This window comes from Rhizobium lentis (genome assembly GCF_014200175.1).
Classification (GTDB): Bacteria; Pseudomonadota; Alphaproteobacteria; order Rhizobiales; family Rhizobiaceae; genus Rhizobium; species Rhizobium mulingense.
On sequence record NZ_JACHBD010000003.1, the window covers coordinates 189,334 to 204,097 of the forward strand.

Annotated in this window: 17 protein-coding genes; 6 read left to right on the forward strand and 11 right to left on the reverse strand. The window is 61.1% G+C overall.

The features are described 5' to 3' along the window. Positions 1-42 precede the first annotated feature (42 nt). Positions 43-1,023 carry a cellulose biosynthesis protein BcsN gene (gene bcsN / locus GGI60_RS09050; protein WP_183914940.1) on the reverse strand — a complete coding sequence of 327 codons (981 nt, stop codon included), beginning with the start codon at positions 1,021-1,023 and terminating at the stop codon, positions 43-45. 316 nt (positions 1,024-1,339) lie between these two features. Here bcsN and GGI60_RS09055 point away from each other — a divergent pair, with 316 nt between their 5' ends. Next, positions 1,340-1,654 carry a DUF1236 domain-containing protein gene (locus GGI60_RS09055; protein WP_183914942.1) on the forward strand — a complete coding sequence of 105 codons (315 nt, stop codon included), beginning with the start codon at positions 1,340-1,342 and terminating at the stop codon, positions 1,652-1,654. A gap of 38 nt (positions 1,655-1,692) precedes the next feature. On the opposite strand, the gene GGI60_RS09060 is transcribed toward GGI60_RS09055, so the two are convergent. Continuing rightward, positions 1,693-3,339, reverse strand: a complete 1,647-nt coding sequence (locus GGI60_RS09060; RefSeq protein WP_183914944.1) for an ATP-binding protein — start codon at positions 3,337-3,339, stop codon at positions 1,693-1,695. A 375-nt stretch (positions 3,340-3,714) separates the two neighbouring features. Between GGI60_RS09060 and GGI60_RS09065 the strand changes: the two genes are divergently transcribed. Beyond that, positions 3,715-4,062, forward strand: a complete 348-nt coding sequence (locus GGI60_RS09065; protein ID WP_183914946.1) for a response regulator — start codon at positions 3,715-3,717, stop codon at positions 4,060-4,062. Between the two features lie 11 nt (positions 4,063-4,073). On the opposite strand, the gene GGI60_RS09070 is transcribed toward GGI60_RS09065, so the two are convergent. The 6 genes from GGI60_RS09070 to GGI60_RS09095 form a co-directional block, all read right to left on the reverse strand. Then, positions 4,074-4,616, reverse strand: coding sequence for a MerR family transcriptional regulator (locus GGI60_RS09070; protein WP_064682169.1), 543 nt, complete (start codon positions 4,614-4,616; stop codon positions 4,074-4,076). Between the two features lie 151 nt (positions 4,617-4,767). Then, a complete protein-coding gene (locus tag GGI60_RS09075; protein ID WP_064682168.1) occupies positions 4,768-5,106 on the reverse strand; it encodes an integration host factor subunit alpha in 339 nt (112 codons plus the stop codon). A 104-nt stretch (positions 5,107-5,210) separates the two neighbouring features. Next, entirely contained in the window at positions 5,211-6,182 is a 972-nt protein-coding gene (locus GGI60_RS09080) for a beta-ketoacyl-ACP synthase III (RefSeq protein WP_183915470.1), read from the reverse strand. A gap of 20 nt (positions 6,183-6,202) precedes the next feature. After that, positions 6,203-7,249 carry a phosphate acyltransferase PlsX gene (plsX, locus tag GGI60_RS09085; protein WP_183914948.1) on the reverse strand — a complete coding sequence of 349 codons (1,047 nt, stop codon included), beginning with the start codon at positions 7,247-7,249 and terminating at the stop codon, positions 6,203-6,205. Positions 7,250-7,348: 99 nt separating this feature from the next. After that, positions 7,349-7,903 carry a YceD family protein gene (locus GGI60_RS09090; protein WP_183914950.1) on the reverse strand — a complete coding sequence of 185 codons (555 nt, stop codon included), beginning with the start codon at positions 7,901-7,903 and terminating at the stop codon, positions 7,349-7,351. 11 nt (positions 7,904-7,914) lie between these two features. Further along, on the reverse strand, positions 7,915-8,520 hold the full coding sequence (locus tag GGI60_RS09095; protein ID WP_183914952.1) for a ubiquinol-cytochrome C chaperone family protein: 606 nt from the start codon (positions 8,518-8,520) through the stop codon (positions 7,915-7,917). Between the two features lie 185 nt (positions 8,521-8,705). Here GGI60_RS09095 and GGI60_RS09100 point away from each other — a divergent pair, with 185 nt between their 5' ends. Beyond that, positions 8,706-9,239 carry an outer membrane protein assembly factor BamE gene (locus tag GGI60_RS09100; RefSeq protein ID WP_183914954.1) on the forward strand — a complete coding sequence of 178 codons (534 nt, stop codon included), beginning with the start codon at positions 8,706-8,708 and terminating at the stop codon, positions 9,237-9,239. A gap of 299 nt (positions 9,240-9,538) precedes the next feature. On the opposite strand, the gene GGI60_RS09105 is transcribed toward GGI60_RS09100, so the two are convergent. From GGI60_RS09105 to ribH, 3 genes are all read right to left on the reverse strand, one after another. Further along, positions 9,539-11,677, reverse strand: coding sequence for a sodium-translocating pyrophosphatase (locus GGI60_RS09105; RefSeq protein ID WP_183914956.1), 2,139 nt, complete (start codon positions 11,675-11,677; stop codon positions 9,539-9,541). A gap of 199 nt (positions 11,678-11,876) precedes the next feature. Next, the gene (nusB, locus tag GGI60_RS09110) at positions 11,877-12,359 is read right to left on the reverse strand and encodes a transcription antitermination factor NusB (protein ID WP_183914958.1); all 483 of its coding nucleotides are present in this window, start codon (positions 12,357-12,359) and stop codon (positions 11,877-11,879) included. Between the two features lie 2 nt (positions 12,360-12,361). Further along, the gene (ribH, locus tag GGI60_RS09115; RefSeq protein ID WP_004674116.1) at positions 12,362-12,817 is read right to left on the reverse strand and encodes a 6,7-dimethyl-8-ribityllumazine synthase; all 456 of its coding nucleotides are present in this window, start codon (positions 12,815-12,817) and stop codon (positions 12,362-12,364) included. A 333-nt stretch (positions 12,818-13,150) separates the two neighbouring features. Between ribH and GGI60_RS09120 the strand changes: the two genes are divergently transcribed. The 3 genes from GGI60_RS09120 to GGI60_RS09130 all read left to right on the forward strand — a co-directional run bounded on the left by GGI60_RS09120 (position 13,151) and on the right by GGI60_RS09130 (position 14,731). Further along, the gene (locus GGI60_RS09120; protein WP_183914959.1) at positions 13,151-13,510 is read left to right on the forward strand and encodes a hypothetical protein; all 360 of its coding nucleotides are present in this window, start codon (positions 13,151-13,153) and stop codon (positions 13,508-13,510) included. Positions 13,511-13,686: 176 nt separating this feature from the next. Continuing rightward, positions 13,687-14,190, forward strand: coding sequence for a cupin domain-containing protein (locus tag GGI60_RS09125; RefSeq protein ID WP_183914960.1), 504 nt, complete (start codon positions 13,687-13,689; stop codon positions 14,188-14,190). 25 nt (positions 14,191-14,215) lie between these two features. After that, positions 14,216-14,731, forward strand: coding sequence for a GNAT family N-acetyltransferase (locus GGI60_RS09130; protein ID WP_183914961.1), 516 nt, complete (start codon positions 14,216-14,218; stop codon positions 14,729-14,731). Positions 14,732-14,764 lie beyond the last annotated feature (33 nt).

A 14,764-nucleotide genomic window follows, 5' to 3' on the forward strand; every position in this document is an offset into this window, starting at 1 on the left:
ATGATGCCGCCCGAAAACCGCTCCCGCTTTCGGCATCATGCTCTATCTCCGGCAGACGGCCGTCATGGCCGCGTCGCCTATGCAGTCCGGTGAGGGCACGGTGACACCGATCGCCCTTGCCGATTGTACCAACGGTGCGTCGGCCGCCTCCGGCGCCGCGCTCGACTGTGGCGCTTCGCCCGGCAGTGGCACCCGCGGGCCGATGGGCGCCGGCAGCGATGCGGCGCCTTGCGCCGGCTGCCCGCTCGGGGCGCTGCGAAGTGGAGCTGTCCGCGGCAGGCGGACGACGGCAGGCGCCGGCTCATAACCGATCGGCATCGGGCTGGCGCGATATCCGCCCACGTCGGGATAGATCGGATCGCCGGTACGCCCGAGCGCCGCATCGGCGGGCGGCGGGGCGCCATAGGGATTCCAGATCACGCCGTCGAAGGTGCCTGATATGGTGTAGCCGTAGACAATGCCGAGTAGCTGGCGCTCGGATGCGCGCGCGTCGCATAGGCGCAGACGCAGCTGGATCATGCCAAAATTGCGGGCCTGCGTATTGGCGGCCGCGGTCGAGCGTATCTGTTGCCAGGCAAAGATGCAGGCGTCGCCGGCGCGGCTTCGGCCGGAGGCATAGCCGAATGGGCCGTAAGCGTTCTGCAGGAAGGTTGCCGAGGTCCCCATCAGCACGCCGGGGGCCGCATGGGCCATTTCGCGGGCAATAGCGCTCTCGTTGATCATGCTGAAACTGGCATTGCCTGTTCCGGGATTGGCGCCGGACGCGCCGAAGAACTGGATCTTCAGAAAATTCTGGCCGGGCACCGAGGAGGACGTAAACAAGGAGACCGTCTGCTCGACACCATTGCCACGCTTGCGCTCGACGACGCTGACGATCGACGGGCCACCTGGCGGCGGCAGAACCAGCGCCTTTTCAGGCGCCACCGTCTCCGGCCCGGAAGGCTGCCGCACACCGCCTGTCGACGTGCAGCCGGCCATCAAGCCCGCCACTGCCACCAGCGATATCGTCTTCCGCAAGCGCATGTCTTAAGCCGCCGCAATCGTCTTTCCAGATATCCATTCGCAAACCGGAGCGCGACGGACCTTCGAATCAACGACCATCCGGCCGCTCACCCGACATAAGCCGCCGACATGGTTAATGAAGAGTAAAGAGCCCGCCCCTGATGCCGCGGGAAGATTCGCACTGAACAATGTTCGGACTGCTCAACCCTATGGTGCACAAAGTCGTTTAGCAACAAACAATCGGCATGCCCGACCCCCGCCAAGGCGGGCCAGGGCGGAACTATGCTGCATGGCCGACGTTGCCTCGATGTCCAGGGTTTAAAAAGGAGATCATCCCATGCGCAAGATCATGTTGGCTACGGCCGCCATGCTGACCATCTGCTCGGCCGCCTTCGCACAGAGCACCGTCATCGTCACCGATCCCGCGCCAACCGGCTCCGTCGTCCTACCCGGCGAGGTGCGCACTTATGTCATGGAGCAAAACACACCATCGGTGGTCTATGATGGTGAGATCACGGTCGGCGCGACCCTACCGGATACCGTCGAGGTCCATACCGTGCCTAATGTCGACGGCTATGGCTACACGGTCATCAACGAGCGGCGCGTCATCGTCGAGCCAAAGACGCACCGCGTAATCCAGGTTCTTGAATAAGGTAAAGGTGAAACTGAAGACGTGCGTCGCGCGCGACCTCAGGTCCCCTCGTCTCCCACCCGCACCGGCATATTCAAGAGTTCGCGGATCTTATGGGCGAGCTGCTCCAGGCTGAAAGGCTTGGCGAGCAGCGAAACGCCGTGATCCAGCACGCCATTGTGGACGATCGCATTGCGAGTGTAACCCGTGGTGTAGAGGATCCGGATTCTTGGCCATTTTTCCTGAACGGCGTCGGCAAGCTGACGCCCGCTCATCTGCGGCATCACAATATCGGTGAAGATCAGGTCGATATCGGAATTCTCCTCGAGAAGGAGAAGTGCCTCTATGCCGCTTCCCGCTTGCAATACGGTGTAACCGAGCTCATGCAGGCTTTCGGCGGTCATGGTGCGGACGTGTTCATCGTCCTCCACCACCAAAATCGTATCGTTGACGCTGCCCTGGGGGATCGGCTGTGCGCCGGCGGCAGCGAGACGCGCATCTGCCTTGCCGACATGGCGTGGCAGATAGATCTTCACCGTCGTTCCGCGGTCGATCTCCGAATAGATCTTGATATGGCCGCCGCTCTGCTTGATATAGCCGTAGACCTGACTTAGGCCGAGGCCGGTCCCCTTGCCGGGTCCCTTGGTAGTGTAAAACGGATCGAAGGCGCGGTCGATCACATCAGGCGACATGCCGGTGCCGGTGTCGGTCATGCTAATCATCACATACTGGCCTGCTTCGACTTCCGAATGCATCCGCGCATAACGCTCATCCAGTTCGGTATTGGCAGTTTCGATTGTAAGATGACCGCCGCCAGGCATGGCGTCGCGTGCATTGACGGCCACATTCAACATGGCGTTTTCAAGTTGGCTCAAATCGGCAAAGCTCGGCCAGAGGCCGCCGGCGAGCACCGTCTCAATCCGGATATGTTCGCCGAGCGTGCGTCGCAGTAACTCCGACATTCCGCCGACCAGCTTGTTGACGTCGATCACCTCCGGGGCGAGCGGCTGCTGGCGCGAGAAAGCGAGAAGACGCGCGGTCAGCAGCGCGGCCCGCTGAGCCCCGTCTCTGGCATTCTGAAGAGAGTTCAGCAGGCGCGGATCCTCATGTCCGGTCATGCGCCGCTGGGCAAGATCGAGATTACCGATGATGATTGCCAGCATGTTGTTGAAATCGTGGGCGACGCCGCCTGTGAGCTGACCGATCGTCTCCATCTTCTGCAACTGCCGGACCTGCGCCTGGGCGGCGGCATTCTCTTCCATCTCGTGCCTGAGTGCGGCAGTGCGCTCGGCCACCGTCTCCTCCAGGCGCGCATTGAAACCGTTGAGCTCGGAGCGGAGGCGGCTCTGCCTGCCATGGGCGATGATGATCATCTCCATCAGTCCGATGATGATCGCGGCATTGACCAGATAGGTCGAAAGCCCAACCCATTGGCCGGCGCTGACCGGCCAGAATGCGTCATGCGGCTCGACGAAAAACTGCTGAACGACGAAGACCGCGACCATGGCCGCGACAAAGCCCGGTCCTGCGCCGCCGATGAAACTGGCGAGCAAGATCGCCGGGAGGAAACTCAGGAAGGGAAAACCGGAGAGATAATCGCTGGCGGCGAGTCGCAGAAGAAACGTCAGACCAACGAAGGCAACCGCCAGCGGATAGGTATAGCCCGGCCTGTGACGCAGCCAATCCGTGGCACTCAGCAAATCCATTCCTTACCCCTTCTCACAGCGCCGCGCGTCCTTTCAGACGCGCGCAAAGGACGCTGCAACGCTTTGAATTACTGCATAATTTTTTCCGTAAAGCGATTCCGATTTCGGGAATTATGCTGTAGCCGTCGCTGAAACTGCATCCCAGCTTTTGCACAACGAATTTCGCCGGGCAATATGCTGTTTCGAAAGCGCGGCGCGATCTTTCAGATTCGCTTGCCGGGCCTTAGGCTTTTATGTTTACACATATCGTGCCGTAGACCGCGGCGCGGCTTTTGCACAACAGGTCTTACCACCGCTGCGTGCGGCATCTTGACGAGCTGCACAAGCGGTCCACATAAACTTCGTGCCCAGCAAGGGGAATGGGTGGACGGGATCATGAAAGATATATTCATCGTCGAAGACGATGCGCTGATCGCTATGCTGCTTGAGGATATGCTGAGCGATCTCGGCTATCGGGTTTGCGCGACTGCGCCCGATCTGGAACGGGCGCTCGCAGCTGCCAAGGACACGGAATTCGACGCCGCCATCCTCGACGTCTCACTTGCCGGCCGAAGTTCGCTGCCGGTCGCAAAGCTGCTCGACGAGCGCGGCAAACCCTATCTCTATGCGACGGGCTATGGCAGTGCACCAGAAGGCAGCACCCCAAGCACGCTGCCGGTGCTGCGCAAACCTTTCCAGCTCAGCGAGCTCGAACAGGCGATGAAACTGCTTGTTGAAGCCTGAGGAGTGTTTCCTCAACGCACCTGATCGAGCAGACGCTTGCATTCGAGGAGGTCGTAAAGCGCCTCCTGCAGCAGCGCCCTGTCTTCCTTGCCGATGCTCGACTTGCCGATCGAGACTTCCGGCTGATCGTCGTCTCCGGCGACGAAGTTGAAGAACCGGCGGGTGATGGGCGGCTTTGCGCGGCCGACAATCTGGTCCTCCTCGGCCATGCCGACGCGCGGCTCGCCCGATCCCGTCTCCTGCACGCCCGAGGCAAGCGCCTCGACGCTGGCGAGATCGCCATGGCCGACCGATATGACGAACTTGTTACCGTTGGTCTTCAGAAGCTTCTGCACGCCTTTGATCGTATAGCCGTGATCATAGAGCAAATGCCGGATGCCCTTTAGAAGGTCGACATCCTCCGGCCGGTAGTAGCGACGGCCGCCGCCGCGTTTCATCGGCTTTATCTGAGGAAACCGCGTTTCCCAGAAGCGCAGCACATGCTGCGGCAGATCAAGATCGTCTGCAACTTCGCTGATGGTGCGAAAGGCATCGGGGCTCTTGTCCAACGTCATACTGCTACGCAACCTCGCAGGCTCGATCCAACGGCGACTCACCATATTTCAAAGGTTTGGCGCCGACAATTCAAGTCATGTGTCGACGTTGCGCACAGGCGATGGATGATGCGGGAGAAAAAAGCCGTTCCGAGCAGGCGGAAGACCGATATCAGAGAGCCGGATTCTGCGGCTTCAGCTTGACCTTGCGAGCGACATGCGCCTTGAGGATGCGCGTCTTCAGCACGTTCGATGCCTTGAAGGTCATGACCCGGCGGGGAGAGATCGGAACCTCCTCGCCGGTCTTCGGGTTGCGGCCGATCCGCTCGTTCTTGTCGCGAACCTGAAAGGTGGCGAAGGAAGAAAGCTTGACGGTCTCACCACGCACGATGGCGTTGCAGATTTCGTCGATGACGGTTTCGACAAGTTCGGCGGATTCTGTCCGGGAAAGGCCAACCTTTCGGAAAACGGATTCCGCCAGGTCTGCTCGCGTCACTGTTTTTCCGGTCATGGTCCCCGCCCATTACAAATTATTTTGTGAAAGCGATCGAAGAGTATTTGTCTTGCGCCTCACGGTCAAGCTCTTGTTCGCCGCCAGTTTTTTAGGATTTGCGCTTACCAGCGCAGCAGCACGGCGCCCCAGGTGAAGCCGCCGCCCATCGCTTCGAGCATCACCAGGTCACCTTTCTTAATGCGGCCGTCGCCGGCAGCGGTCGCAAGCGCGAGCGGGATCGAGGCGGCCGACGTATTGCCGTGCAGATCGACCGTGACGACGACCTTTTCCGCATCGATGTTCAGCTTCTTCGCCGAACCGTCGATGATGCGTCGATTGGCCTGGTGCGGCACCAGCCAGTCAAGATCTTCGGCGGTGGTGCCGGTCGAATCGAACGCTGCCTGGATGACATCGGTGATCATGCCGACGGCGTATTTGAAGACCTCGCGGCCTTCCATGCGCAGCTTGCCGACGCTGCCCGTCGTCGACGGTCCGCCGTCGACATAAAGCTTGTCCTTGTGCGAACCGTCGGAGCGCAGATGCGCGGTCAGCACGCCGCGGTCGGAAGACGTCCCCTCGCCTTCGGCCGCCTCCAGCACGATCGCGCCGGCGCCGTCGCCGAAGAGGACGCAGGTTGTGCGGTCGTTCCAGTCGAGAATACGCGAAAAAGTCTCCGCACCGATCACCAGAACGCGTTTTGCAAGGCCGCCGCGGATATAGGCGTCCGCAGTCGTCACCGCGTAAACGAAACCGGTACAGACCGCCTGAACGTCGAAGGCGAAGCCGTGGCGCATGCCGAGACGGTTCTGGATGTTGACCGAGGTCGCCGGAAACGTGTTGTCGGGCGTCGAGGTGGCGCAGATGATGAGATCGATGTCGGCGGGCGTCAGGCCGCCGTTTTCGAGCGCCGCACGCGCGGCCGCCTCGCCGAGCGAGGCCGTCGTCTCGTCGTCACCGGCCACGTAACGCTGGCGGATGCCGGTGCGCTGGACGATCCATTCGTCCGACGTATCGACAATGGCTTCCATATCTCGATTGGTCATCACGCGCTTCGGAAGTGCGGCTCCGAATCCGCGAACCACTGAACGGATCATATTCGATTGAACCCCATCGCTCATGCCGCTTCCGGGCCCATCGGGGGCAGGCGCTTGGCATGATATTTCTTAAGATCGTTTTCTATTTTCTGATTGAGGCCGTTCTTGGCCATGTCGTAGCCGACCTCGATCGCGGCGGCGATGCCTTCGGCATTGGCGCCGCCATGGCTCTTGATGACGATGCCGTTCAGGCCGAGAAACACGCCGCCGTTGACTTTGCTCGGATCGAGTTTCTCGCGAAGCATGTCGAAGGCGCCTTTGGCGAAGAGGTAGCCGATGCGGGCGAGCAGCGTGCGCGACATGGCCGCACGCAGATATTCGGCGATCTGCTTGGCCGTGCCTTCGGCGGTCTTGAGCGCGATATTGCCGGAGAAGCCTTCGGTGACGACGACGTCGACCGTCCCCTTGCCGAGATCGTTACCCTCGACGAAGCCGGAATATTCGAGCGAATCGATATTGGCCTCGCGCAACAGCCGACCGGCCTCCTTGACCTCTTCCTGGCCTTTCACCTCTTCGACCCCGACGTTCAGAAGGCCGATCGTCGGGCGTTCGATCTCGAAAAGCGCGCGCGCCATGGCGCCGCCCATCAGGGCGAAATCCATCAGCTGCTGCGAATCGGCGCCGATCGTCGCGCCGACATCGAGCACGATGCTCTCACCCTTCAGCGTCGGCCAGATCGCTGCGATCGCCGGGCGTTCGATATTGGCCATGGTGCGAAGACAGAACTTCGCCATCGCCATCAGTGCCCCGGTATTGCCGGCGGAGACCGCCACATCGGCATCTCCCGTCTTCACCGCTTCGATCGAACGCCACATGGTGGAGACATAGCGGCCGCGGCGCAGCGCCTGACTCGGCTTCTCTTCCATGCTGACCGCAAGCTCGCAATCGTGAAAGACCGATTTTTCCCTAAGTTTCGGAAATTTGGCGAGAACAGGATCGCACTGTTCCTTAAGACCGTAAAAAACGAAGGAAATATCCGGATGCCGATCCAGCGCCTTGGCAGCGCCGGGGATGACAACCTGGGGACCAAAGTCGCCACCCATGAGGTCGAGAGATATTCTGATCACGCGTCCCTGATCCTTCTTTCCGCCGAGGGGCGAAATTTCGGCCAAAATACCGGTTTTGGCGTCGCATACAACTGAATTGTGCCAAACGCCAGAGTGGCTTCAGTCCTTTTTCCAGTCCTTGAGAACCGCGAAAGCGGAGGGCTTTTTATCGTTCTCGCCGCTATCCTCGATATGACCTCCGAACTCGACGCCCTCTTTGCGCGGATAGGGATCGATCGCAAGAGCGGCGAATTCCGCGACCACCTCGCCGGCATCGATCGTATCGCCGACAAAGGTCTCGGGCAGATCAGGACCGTCCGGATCGAGCAGCATTTCGCCGGCGTCATTGCCGGGCTGGCGGGCAAGCTTGGAGCCCTCCGGCACGAAAATCTGCTCGAAGTTTTCGTCGATGGCGGCTTCGACCGGCTCCAGCGTCACGACGCAGGACTGGACGATCTTCGCCTGCACGCTGCCCTTGACGCGCACGCCGTCGCGCTTCCAGCGCGCAATCTGCAGATCGGCGCTCAGATCCTCGACGGAGACGACGTTCCAGGCCTCGGCGAGCGCCTTCAATTCGTTGGCGTCGGCCTCGATATGGACCTCGACGGGGTTGGCGGAGATATGGCCGACCTTCACGCGATAGGAGAAGGGAACATCGTCCCGATCGTTTTTCATCGTCTCCTCCTTTAGGCGGCCGGTGGGCAGGCGACCGGTGGCAGCGTTGCCGAGCCGCTGGCAATCATCTCTTCCGAAATGGCGGACAGATGGGCTTCTGCCGCCACCATCCAGCCGGCAAGACCGGACATGTCAGCCGGCGCCGGGCTTTCGGGGTAGATATTGCGCTGCAGCGCCAGCGCAAGCGCTTCGCCCTCGCCGGCATCCATCGCCTTTGAATAGGTTTCGAGCCGGCCGTAGAACATGCCGGCGAGCTTCTTCATCCGTTTCGGCACGCTGTTGTCACCGATGCCGAGTTCGCGGATAGAATAGTCGATGTCCTGGAAAAAGGCGTCAACGATCTCCTGGGCGATCTCCTGGCCGCTGACTGCAGAGGCGCGCGTACGGCGAAAAAACAGAATCATCACGATCGACAGCATTTCGAAACGGCCCATGACCGTATCCGGCACATTGAGCCGCTCATAGAGTTCGGGCATGCGCGCGGCGGCCGTCAGCGCCGCGTATTGCCTGTCGACGATCGCCTGATTGTTGTTTTTCTTGCGGAAGAGCCCGAAGATCATTGTTTTTTCCGGAAATGCCTCATTCTTCACGCCGGTCGGCCTCTGGCCTTGTTGCATGATTTCCAAAGCTGGTTTACCGAAGCAGGCGCGAATTGCAATGCCGATCGTGGCCAGTTTCGGGCCGACGCCTTCGAGGCGTTGGTGAAACAAATTCGGGACATTCGACCCGGAATGGCCACAATGGTTTTGCAGGAGGAAGCGTGCAAGGCCCAAACGGCTGATATCGACACTCAAGGGAGTAGATGTCGTTGAAGAAACGGTATTTCAAGTCTGACATGAAGTTCTTCAGCAGCGCGGCCATTGCCTTCATAATCGCCTCCACATCAGCTCTTTCGGGCTGCCAGACCAGCACCGTGCTCAACGGCGGCTATGTCGTCGATCAGCAGTCGCTCAATCTCGTTCCGGAAGGCTCCAGCCGCGAACAGGTGCTGCTGTCGCTCGGCACGCCGTCGACGACGGCGACCTTCGACGGCGAAGTCTTCTATTATATCTCGCAGCGGCGCACGCGCGCCGTCGCCTTCCAGAAGCTGAAGGTCGTCGACCAGACCGTTCTGGCCATCTATTTCGACAAGGACGGCGTCGTCAGCCGCCGCGCCAATTATACGCTTCAGGACGGCAAGGTGTTCGACACGATCGGACGTGTCACGCCGACCGGCGGCAAGGAACTCACCTTCCTGCAGCAGATGCTTTCCGGCGGCAGCGCCGCGAGCGCTGCCCGCAGCCTGTTCGGCGGCGGCGCCGGCGGCACACCGCAGAATCCGAGCAGCCTGCGCTGATCGGACATGGCTTCAACGAAAAACCCGCCGGAGCGATCCGGCGGTTTTTTTTAGTGGATGTCATCTCGGCCGGGGCACGCATCTCGGCCCTGTAAATTGTCGAGGCCTGCCCCTCATCCGCCTGCCGGCACCTTCTCACCGTTTTGACGGGGAGAAGGGGATATGCCGCACCCTCTCGATCCCACGCAAACCTCTCGCATGGCACGTCCCCTCTCCCCGCTTTTACGGGGAGAGGGTTAGGGTGAGGGGCAGTGGTTTGGTCAACTATCTAGCCGGTTGCACACATCGCCGTTGCGGCATCAACCCGCGAGAACAGCGAGCAGCAGCAGCGCGACGATGTTGGTGATCTTGATCGCCGGGTTGACGGCGGGGCCGGCGGTGTCCTTGTAGGGATCACCGACGGTATCGCCGGTGACGGAGGCCTTGTGCGCCTCCGAGCCCTTCATGTGACGCACGCCGTCCTTATCGACGAAACCATCCTCGAAGCTCTTCTTGGCATTGTCCCAGGCGCCGCCGCCAGAGGTCATCGAGATGGCGACGAAGAGGCCGTTGATGATGACGCCGAGCAGCGATGCGCCAAGCGCGGCAAAGGCTGAGGCCTTGGAGCCGGAGATCAGAAGCACGCCGAAATAGACGACGATGGGCGCCAGCACCGGCAGCAGCGACGGCACTATCATCTCGCGGATCGCCGCCTTGGTCAGAAGGTCGACAGCCTTGCCGTAATCCGGCTTTTCCGTGCCCTGCATGATGCCCGGCTTCGCCTTGAACTGACGGCGCACCTCCTCGACGATCGAGCCGGCGGCGCGGCCGACGGCTGTCATGGCGATGCCGCCGAAGAGATAGGGGATCAGACCGCCGAACAGCAGGCCGGCGACCACATAGGGGTTCGACAGCTCGAAGGAGATCGTGCCGATATTGGCGAAGTATGGATATTGGTCGCCATGGGCGGCAAAATATTGCAGGTCGTTGGCGTAGGCGGCAAAGAGCACCAGGGCACCGAGACCCGCCGAGCCAATGGCGTAGCCCTTGGTGACGGCCTTGGTGGTGTTGCCGACAGCATCGAGCGCATCGGTCGACTTGCGCACCTCCGGCGGCAGGTGCGACATTTCGGCGATGCCGCCGGCATTGTCGGTGACCGGGCCGAAGGCATCGAGCGCAACGATCATGCCGGCAAGACCGAGCATGGCGGTGACCGCGATGCCGGTGCCGAAAAGGCCGCCGAGCTGATAGGTGGCGAGAATGCCGCCGACGATGACGATGGCCGGCAGGGCGGTCGATTCCAGAGAGACCGCCAGACCCTGGATGACGTTGGTGCCGTGACCGGTCACCGACGACTGGGCTATCGAAACGACCGGACGCTTGCCGGTGCCGGTATAATATTCAGTGATGACGACGATCAGCGCGGTGACGACGAGGCCCGCAAGGCCGCAGACGAAGAGGTTGGTGCCCGTCACGTCGGCGCCGGCAACGGTGCCGAGCGAGCCCCAGCCGACCGTCAGCGACGTGGCGGCGCCAAGACCGACGATCGACAGCAGCCCAGTGACGATGAGGCCCTTGTAGAGGGCGCCCATGATCGAGCCGTTCGAACCGAGCTTGACGAAGAAGGTGCCGATGATCGAGGTGATGATGCAGGCGCCGCAGATCGCCAGCGGATAGACCATCGCGGACTCGAGGATCGGCGCGCCGGCAAAAAAGATCGCGGCGAGAACCATGGTGGCAACGACGGAGACCGCATAGGTCTCGAAAAGGTCGGCGGCCATGCCGGCGCAGTCGCCGACATTGTCGCCGACGTTATCGGCAATCGTCGCCGGGTTGCGCGGATCGTCCTCAGGTATGCCGGCTTCCACCTTGCCGACGAGGTCGCCGCCGACATCGGCGCCCTTGGTGAAGATGCCGCCGCCGAGACGGGCGAAGATCGAGATCAGCGAAGCGCCGAAGCCGAGCGCCACCAGCGAATCGATGACTTCGCGCGAGCCGCTCTCATGGCCGAGACCGACGGTCAGAATAGTGTAGTAGATGGAGACGCCGAGCAGCGCGAGACCCGCCACCAGCATACCGGTGATCGCACCCGACTTGAAGGCGATGTCGAGGCCGGCGGAGAGGCTTGCGGACGCGGCTTGCGCGGTGCGCACATTGGCGCGAACGGAGACATGCATGCCGATGAAACCGGCAGCGCCGGACAAGACGGCGCCGATCAAGAAACCGATGGCGGCCGTGGCGGAAAGAAGCAGCCAGGCTGCGATGAAGACAACGACACCGACGAGGGCAATGGTGCGATACTGGCGCGTCAGATAGGCCTGGGCGCCTTCGCGGATATAGCCCGCGATCTCCTGCATCCGGCTATTGCCCTGATCGGCGGCAAGCACCGACCGGGTTGCCCAGGCGGCATAGACCACCGAGAGCAGACCGCATGCAATTACGCATAAAAGAATGGTCATTTCGCTCTTTCCTCCCATAGGCCGGAGTTCACTCCTCCTCCGGCAGATACGCCGCCGACTCGCCTTCCTCTCCACAGAAATGCCACAGCTAAGCGGTCCGGAGATTGCGTGGTCGATCACGTGGCGTCAAGACCGCAGCGGGCGAAAACCACTACGGTACGAAGAAAGACGCAGGGAGATTATTCGGTCGGCTAAGGACTTACTTCTTCGCTTCGCCGCGAACCTGCTTGGCGATGCGGTCGAGCACGGCATTGACGAGCTTCGGCTCGTCGTCATCGAAAAACGCCTGCGCGATCTCGACATATTCGGTGACGATGACCGCCACCGGAACGTCCTTGCGGTCAAGGAGTTCGAAGACGCCGGCGCGGAGGATGGCGCGCACGGTGCTGTCAAGCCGCGACAGGGCCCAATCATCCTGCAGCGCTGCAGCGATAAGCGGATCGAGGCGGACCTGATCGCGCACCACGCCGGAGACGATGGAGCGGAACCAGCCGGCATCGGCCTTCAGATAGGTCGCGCCGTCGAGTTCCTGCCCGAGGCGGTGCGCCTCGTATTCGGCGACGATTTCCAGAACGCCCGTGCCGCCGACATCCATCTGATAGAGCGCCTGAACGGCAGCAAGACGGGCAGCGCCCCGCTGGTTCGCAATCTTGACCGGCCGTTCCGTCTTGTCGTCACTCATTCTCATGCACCCAGTTTCTGCTTCAGCTCGATCATCGTCAGAGCTGCGCGAGCGGCAAATCCGCCTTTGTCCTTGTCCGAGCGGCGCGCGCGCGCCCAGGCCTGTTCGTCATTTTCCACGGTCAGGATGCCGTTGCCGATGGCAAGGGACTCGCTGACCGCGAGATCCATCAATGCGCGCGAGGATTCGTTCGATACAATATCGAAGTGATAGGTCTCGCCGCGGATGACCATGCCGAGGGCGACATAGCCGTCATAATGCGTGCCGCCATTGTCGTCTCCATCGAGCGACATGGCAATCGCCGCCGGAATTTCCAGCGCGCCGGGAACGGTGACGACCTCAAAGGTGGCGCCGGCCTCCTGCAATGCGAAGGTCGCGCCTTCGAGCAGGGCATCGGCCATGTCGTCGTAGAAGCGGGCCTCAACGATCAAAATATGGGGAGCGGTCTCTCTCGGCATGGTTCACCTTCGGTTTATCGGGCGTTTTCCACTCGGCAGGCCGCGGTCAAAACATGCCTTCATCAGAATGGCAAGCACTTTCGCCCGATGCCGCAACGCCAAAGACGAAATATCGGCAAAGGGATAGCTGCACAGCTGAGCGGGCCTTTCAAACCAGTTTCCCAGGTCGCCTGGAAAACGGCAATTCGAAGGCAATTTTCATGAAGAATTTTTAATGGATTCTCAGTGACTTAATCCATTGAATCGCGAATAGGGCAACGCCAATTCCATGTCGTGACGAGACGATCTCCTGCAAAGACAGCCGACCGTCAAAGCAGATGAAAGGATACAATCATGAACCGCGTTGTCACAATCACCTTCGCCACCGCCCTCTCCTCGCTTGCATTTGCCGGCGCCAGCCGGGCCGAAAGCCTTGGAATGAACACCGCCCACGGCATCGAGCAGACGCTCAGAACCTACCAGGGCAATGACTTCAACGTCGAGCAGGTCCATAACTGGCGCAATCTCGACGACGAGACGACGGGCCCGCGCTCGGCACCGGAACGCTCCAGCCAGGCCATTCGCGGCATCCAGGCCTCGATCGACGCCAACAGGTCGCTTGCCCATCGGCTCAACAATGAAGGCGTCGACGTCCGCAACATCGTCAATGCCGAACAGGCCGCTGACGGAAGCCTGACCTTCTACGTTCGCTGAGGTTCCAGCGCATTGCCAACGCAGAGCGTCCCGGCGCGTTCCGCCGGAAGCGCGGCGCTCGAAGCATGGGCGGCGGTCTCCTCTCCGCCCATGCCGGGGATATCCCGGATCAACGCAGACGGGCATTGAATTCTCCGCCAAAATGATAGCTTCTCTTTCTGCAACAGGAGGACATCATGGCGACGGAATCCAAAGCGGTGATCAATATCGCCGATCTCGCGCTCGACCACTGGAAACAGGGCGAGTTCTACGAAGGCGCCGACGCCTCGTTCGGCGCACGTCTTGGTCTGGCGGGCCTCGGCATCAGCTATAATGAAGTGCCGTCGGGCAAATCGAGCTGCCCGTTCCACAATCACCATGTCGAAGACGAACTCTTCTACGTGATCGCGGGCACCGGCGAATACCGCTTTGGCGACGAGCGCCATGCGATCAAAGCCGGCGACGTGCTCGGCGCGCCGGCCGGCGGGCCTGAAACAGCGCACCAGATCATCAATACCGGCATGGCGACCCTCGTCTATCTCGGCATCTCGACGATGGCGAAGACCGAGATCGTCGAATATCCCGATTCCGGAAAGTTTCTTGCCAAGACCAATAGAGATGGAGCAAGGCCCGGGCGATTCCGCCATATGGGACGCGCGGAAAATCCGCTCGATTATTGGGACGGCGAAGCCGGCGCCTGACCGTACAGCTTCCAAGGGAACCGATGTGACCAACATTCCGACGCTCGAAACGCAGCGATTGATACTTCGCCCTCACCACCTCGACGATTTCGAAGCGCATGCGACGTTGTGGGCGAACGAGGATGTTGTCCGCCTCATCAGCGGCGCGCCGTCAACACGCGAGCAGAGCTGGGCTCGTATGCTGCGCATTGCCGGCATGTGGCATCATATGGGCTTCGGTTTTCTTGCGATCGAGGAAAAGGCCAGCCGTCGATTTGTCGGCGAAGCCGGATTTCTCGAAGCCCGCCGCGAAATGGAACCGTCAATCGAGGGAACGATGGAGGTCGGCTGGGCGCTGATGCCTGCGTCCCAGGGCCGCGGTTATGCTACCGAGGCGCTGACAGCCCTGATCGGCTGGGCGGAAGCGCGTTTTCCGGGAAAGGCAATGAGCTGCATCATCAGCCCCGAGAATGCGGCGTCACTCAGGGTCGCAGCCAAGCTCGGCTTCCGCGAGACGGCGCGGGCGCGGTATAATGGCGAAGTCATTCAGTTTTCGCGTTAGGGAATTTCGTCAAGCGGGTTGCCCAGCCCGTCG

Bases quoted from the DNA above. Each gene is read 5' to 3' on its own strand.
- bcsN (WP_183914940.1), bottom strand. From the start codon at position 1,023: ATGCGCTTGCGGAAGACGATATCGCTGGTGGCAGTGGCGGGCTTGATG.
- GGI60_RS09055 (WP_183914942.1), top strand. From the start codon at position 1,340: ATGCGCAAGATCATGTTGGCTACGGCCGCCATGCTGACCATCTGCTCG.
- GGI60_RS09060 (WP_183914944.1), bottom strand. From the start codon at position 3,339: ATGGATTTGCTGAGTGCCACGGATTGGCTGCGTCACAGGCCGGGCTAT.
- GGI60_RS09065 (WP_183914946.1), top strand. From the start codon at position 3,715: ATGAAAGATATATTCATCGTCGAAGACGATGCGCTGATCGCTATGCTG.
- GGI60_RS09070 (WP_064682169.1), bottom strand. From the start codon at position 4,616: ATGACGTTGGACAAGAGCCCCGATGCCTTTCGCACCATCAGCGAAGTT.
- GGI60_RS09075 (WP_064682168.1), bottom strand. From the start codon at position 5,106: ATGACCGGAAAAACAGTGACGCGAGCAGACCTGGCGGAATCCGTTTTC.
- GGI60_RS09080 (WP_183915470.1), bottom strand. From the start codon at position 6,182: ATGATCCGTTCAGTGGTTCGCGGATTCGGAGCCGCACTTCCGAAGCGC.
- GGI60_RS09090 (WP_183914950.1), bottom strand. From the start codon at position 7,903: ATGAAAAACGATCGGGACGATGTTCCCTTCTCCTATCGCGTGAAGGTC.
- GGI60_RS09095 (WP_183914952.1), bottom strand. From the start codon at position 8,520: ATGCAACAAGGCCAGAGGCCGACCGGCGTGAAGAATGAGGCATTTCCG.
- GGI60_RS09100 (WP_183914954.1), top strand. From the start codon at position 8,706: ATGTCGTTGAAGAAACGGTATTTCAAGTCTGACATGAAGTTCTTCAGC.
- GGI60_RS09105 (WP_183914956.1), bottom strand. From the start codon at position 11,677: ATGACCATTCTTTTATGCGTAATTGCATGCGGTCTGCTCTCGGTGGTC.
- nusB (WP_183914958.1), bottom strand. From the start codon at position 12,359: ATGAGTGACGACAAGACGGAACGGCCGGTCAAGATTGCGAACCAGCGG.
- ribH (WP_004674116.1), bottom strand. From the start codon at position 12,817: ATGCCGAGAGAGACCGCTCCCCATATTTTGATCGTTGAGGCCCGCTTC.
- GGI60_RS09120 (WP_183914959.1), top strand. From the start codon at position 13,151: ATGAACCGCGTTGTCACAATCACCTTCGCCACCGCCCTCTCCTCGCTT.
- GGI60_RS09125 (WP_183914960.1), top strand. From the start codon at position 13,687: ATGGCGACGGAATCCAAAGCGGTGATCAATATCGCCGATCTCGCGCTC.